We start from the raw sequence: 4,767 nt of genomic DNA on the forward strand, positions 1-4,767 counted from the left end.
GTTTGTGGCAGTTTTCTTTACTTCCTCTTTGTGCGATGCGGTTTGTGTCTTTTCCGTATTGCTGGAAATCATATTCAGAAATTCCGTTTCGCTCATTATCTTTATGCCTAAGGCTTTTGCTTTTTCCAACTTGCTCGGTCCCATATTTTCTCCGGCGAGTATAAAGCTTGTTTTCTTCGATATGCTTCCTACGTTCTTTCCGCCATGCTTTTCTATTATATCCTTGTATTCGTCGCGCGAATGAACCGCAAATACTCCGCTTATCACTACCGACTGTCCTTCAAGGATGTTTGAGGCCATGGAAACTTCTTCTGCATCCACCTCCATCTTCAGTCCGGCAGCTTTCAGTCTTTCCACTAAAATCCTGTTTTTCTCGCTGCTGAAGAAATGAATGATACTTTCGGCTATTTTCTCCCCTATCTCGTCAATGGCAATGAGTTCTTCCTTCGATGCAGATATCAGAGTGTCTATATTTTTTACCGATTTTGCGAGCTTCTTGGCTACCGTTTCTCCTACGAATCTTATACCCAGAGCAAATATCACACGTTCGAATCCTACCTGTTTTGATGCCTCCAGGCCTGCCATTATGTTCTGTGCCGATTTCTCTCCGAACCTTTCAAGTTTTGCTATTTCCTGCTCTTTCAGTTCATACAGGTCGGCTGCATTGTTTATCATTCCTTCCTGGTAGAACAAATCGACTGTTTCAGGTCCCAGTCCCTCTATGTTCATAGCTTTTCGGCTTATGAAGTGCTCTATCTTTCCCTTAATCTGAGGAGGACATGAGTCTTCGTTTGTACAGTAATGTGCAGCTTCGTCTTCGAATCTTGTCAGCGGTTCTCCACACTCCGGACAGTGAGTGATGAATTCCACCGGTTTGCTTCCCGGAATACGCGAATCTGTGTCCACACCGGTGATTTTCGGGATAATCTCTCCGCCTTTTTCCACATATACCATATCTCCTTCGTGGAGGTCCAGACCGGCTATGATATCGGCATTGTGCAGTGATGCACGTTTCACTACTGTACCTGACAACTGAACAGGGTCAAGGTTGGCTACCGGAGTAATGGCTCCCGTTCTGCCCACCTGATATGTAACCTTCCGGAGCTTGGTCAGGGCTTTTTCTGCCTGAAACTTATATGCGATGGCCCATCGTGGCGATTTGGCCGTATATCCAAGATTCTTTTGCTGTCGGAGTGAGTTTACTTTCAGAACTATACCGTCTGTAGCTACCGGCAGATTTTTTCTTTCGGTATCCCAATACTTTATGAAATCGAAGACTTCCTGCAGTGTCTTCACCTTCTTTGTAGTGTCGGAGATTTTGAAACCCCATTTGCGTGCTTCCTGCAGATTCTCATAGTGTCCGTCGTGAGGAAGATTGTCACCAAGCAGATAATACAGATAGGCATCAAGCTTTCTGGATGCCACAACCGATGAATTCTGCTGTTTAAGAGTTCCTGATGCCGCATTTCTTGGGTTTGCGAACAGTGGTTCTTCCTTAGCCTCGCGTTCCTTGTTCAGCTTTTCGAATACATCCCATGGCATGAGAATCTCACCTCTTATCTCGAAACTCTGCGGATAATTGTCGCCTTTCAGTACAAGCGGAACCGTGCGGATGGTTTTTACGTTGTCAGTCACGTCGTCACCTTTCACTCCGTCACCTCTCGTCACGGCTCTTATCAGTTTGCCATTTTCGTATGTAAGCGAGATTGATGTTCCGTCGAATTTCATTTCGCAACATATTTCGAATTCCTCATTCAGCGATTTTCTTACTCTCTCATAGAAGTCGGAAACCTCTTCTTCCGAATAGGTATTTCCAAGCGAGAGCATAGGGTATTTATGCTCCACTTGTACGAAATCTTTACTGATATCGCTGCCCACTCTCATCGTAGGAGAGTTTTCGTCGTATGTTTCGGGATATTTGGCCTCGAGTTCCTGCAGTTCGCGAATCATATGGTCGAATTCCATGTCGCTTATCACAGGCGAGTTCATCACATAATAGTTATAGTTGTGTGTGTGAAGTTCTTCACGCAACTGGTATATTCTTTCTATTTCCGGATTTGTCATAATATTTACGGTGTTAGTAATGCAAATTTAGCAAAAAAACTTATCTTGCCGCCATAAGTACGGAGTATTATGTGTATTTTTGCAACTACTAACAACTACACAACTATAAAATATGAGAATAGACATTATAACCGTATTGCCTGAGATGATAGAAGGTTTCTTCAACTGCTCCATAATGAGCCGTGCGCAGAAGAAAGGTATAGCCGAGATACATATCCACAATCTACGGGATTATACCACGGATAAATATCGCCGTGTGGATGATTATCCTTTTGGCGGTTGTGCAGGTATGGTGATGAAGATTGAACCTATAGACCGATGTATTTCGGCACTGAAGGAACAGAGGCATTATGATGAAATAATCTTTACAAGTCCTGACGGTGAGAAGTTCGACCAGCCAATGGCCAACTCACTTTCATTGCAGGAGAATCTGATGATACTTTGCGGACATTTCAAAGGTATAGACTATCGTATCCGTGAGCATTTCATAACAAAGGAAATAAGCATAGGCGACTATGTACTCACCGGTGGCGAACTTGCTGCTGCAGTCATAGCTGATGCTGTTGTGCGTATTATTCCGGGAGTCATTTCCGACGAGCAGTCTGCTCTGTCTGACTCTTTCCAGGATAATCTGCTTGCTCCTCCTGTCTACACACGTCCTTCTGAATATAAAGGCTGGAAAGTGCCTGATATCCTTCTTTCAGGTCATGAAGCCAAGATTCGTGAATGGGAGTTCCAGCAGTCGCTCGAGAGGACTAAGCGTTTGCGTCCGGACTTGCTTCAGGATTAAAATATAAAAAGCTTCGTTTTTCCTTTACACTGGCACATGACACTGTCAATGCCACGCAAGTGACGAATAAGAGAAGCTTTTTCATTTTTTAGATTTTAAATATAATAGCCATAAAAAATATAGCCACAGAATCTTCATCCTATGGCTATAAATATCCGTTTTCTTATACTTCCAGCGCACCGATAATATCGCGTACAGATGAGTATCCGTGACGGTCAAGATAGTCATTGATACCTTCTGCCACTTTCACTGTAATGGCCGGATCAATGAAGTTTGCAGTACCTATCTGAATGGCTGTTGCTCCAGCAAGCATGAATTCCACAGCATCTTTCCAGTTCATGATACCACCGAGTCCGATAACAGGGATGTTCACTGCTTTAGCCACCTGCCATACCATTCGCAGAGCGATAGGTTTCACTGCAGCACCGCTCATACCGCCTGTTACTGTTGATAGTATCGGCTTGCGCTTTTCTGCATCGATGGCCATACCCAGCAGAGTGTTGATAAGCGAAACGCTGTCAGCTCCTGCACCTTCTGCTGCACGTGCTATTTCAGTGATATCTGTCACGTTAGGCGAGAGTTTAACTATAAGCGTCTTGTTGTAAACATCTCTTACTGCTTTTACTACTTCGGCAGCACCCTTTGCTGTCACTCCGAAAGCCATACCTCCCTGTTTTACGTTAGGGCAAGATATGTTGAGTTCTATTGCAGGGATGTTGTCCAACTCATTTATGATACGTGCCGTTTCAGCATAATCTTCTATCTGCGAACCTGACACGTTTACTATCATGTTAGTCTTGATATCTTTGGTTTTCGGATAGATATTATCCACGAAATAATGCACACCCTTGTTCTGCAGTCCCACGGCATTCAGCATACCCATAGGAGTTTCTGCCATACGTGGATACGGGTTACCTTCACGATGATGAAGAGTGGTTCCTTTTACTATTATACCTCCGATTTTCTCGAGGTCAACAAAATCCTCGAATTCCAGACCGTAACCGAAAGTTCCCGATGCAGTCATCACCGGGTTTGCCATATTCAGCTTTCCTATGTTTACACTTAAATCTGCCATAATAATTTCTTATAATTAAATACCGGACCTTCTTTACATACGCACACATGACCTTCCTGTGTGTTCTCAACGCAGCACAGACATGCACCTACACCGCATGCCATAGTATTTTCGAGTGACACTTCACATTCGATGTCGTTCTCCTTGGCATATTTCGCTACAGCCATCATCATCGGTTTCGGACCACAAGTATAAATCATGTCGAACCTGGTATTTTTCAGAATACTGTGCATTGTCACATATCCTTTCTCACCGGCCGAACCGTCTTCAGTAGTGGTATATACTTCGCCAAGAGCTTCAAACTGTTCCATCTGCAGCAGGTCGTTTGCCGAACGTGCTCCAAGCAGGAACACCGGTTTGCATCCCATCTTCTTCAATGCTTCTCCCAAGTACAGCATAGGAGCGGTTCCTACACCTCCGCCAACAAGCAGAAGTTTCTTCTCTGTATTCTCAGGCATAGAGAACCCGTTGCCTAAAGGAAGTACCACATTCACTGTATCACCTTTATTTACGGTAGCCAGTTTTCTTGTACCGTCGCCAACGAGCTGTACCAAGAACCATACTTCGTTTGTTTTACGGTCTACATAATTAATAGAGATAGGACGTCGCAGGAAAGTGGTGTTCGAACCATCTATTCTTATCTCTGCAAACTGTCCCGGAAGCATTTCAGGAAGCGGTTCCTCCTGTGTAAGCTTTATGAGAACATAATTATTGTGCAAACGCACGTTCTCAGTTACAGTCAAATCTAAAATGTATTTTTTCATAAAAAATCTGATAAAATCGTTTTGTTATGCAAAGATAACAATTTACATTATATATAATGTGTTCTGTATATGCC

Annotated in this window: 4 protein-coding genes; 1 reads left to right on the forward strand and 3 read right to left on the reverse strand. The window is 43.6% G+C overall.

The annotated features are described in order from the left end of the window. On the reverse strand, positions 1 to 2,064 hold a 2,064-nt coding region (gene ligA / locus QZ379_RS11765; protein ID WP_291564950.1), incomplete at its 3' end, for an NAD-dependent DNA ligase LigA. Between the two features lie 112 nt (positions 2,065 to 2,176). Here ligA and trmD point away from each other — a divergent pair. After that, positions 2,177 to 2,854 carry a tRNA (guanosine(37)-N1)-methyltransferase TrmD gene (trmD, locus tag QZ379_RS11770; RefSeq protein WP_291564953.1) on the forward strand — a complete coding sequence of 226 codons (678 nt, stop codon included), beginning with the start codon at positions 2,177 to 2,179 and terminating at the stop codon, positions 2,852 to 2,854. A 163-nt stretch (positions 2,855 to 3,017) separates the two neighbouring features. Here trmD and QZ379_RS11775 read toward each other — a convergent pair whose 3' ends face one another. Further along, on the reverse strand, positions 3,018 to 3,929 hold the full coding sequence (locus QZ379_RS11775; protein ID WP_291564956.1) for a dihydroorotate dehydrogenase: 912 nt from the start codon (positions 3,927 to 3,929) through the stop codon (positions 3,018 to 3,020). Continuing rightward, positions 3,917 to 4,693: a dihydroorotate dehydrogenase electron transfer subunit gene (locus QZ379_RS11780; RefSeq protein ID WP_291564961.1), complete on the reverse strand. Its 777-nt coding sequence runs from the start codon at positions 4,691 to 4,693 to the stop codon at positions 3,917 to 3,919. The genes QZ379_RS11775 and QZ379_RS11780 overlap by 13 nt, the downstream gene beginning before the upstream one ends. Positions 4,694 to 4,767: the final 74 nt, after the last annotated feature.

Origin of the sequence: Bacteroides sp. (assembly GCF_019417265.1) — a bacterium.
Lineage (GTDB): Bacteria > Bacteroidota > Bacteroidia > Bacteroidales > Bacteroidaceae > Phocaeicola.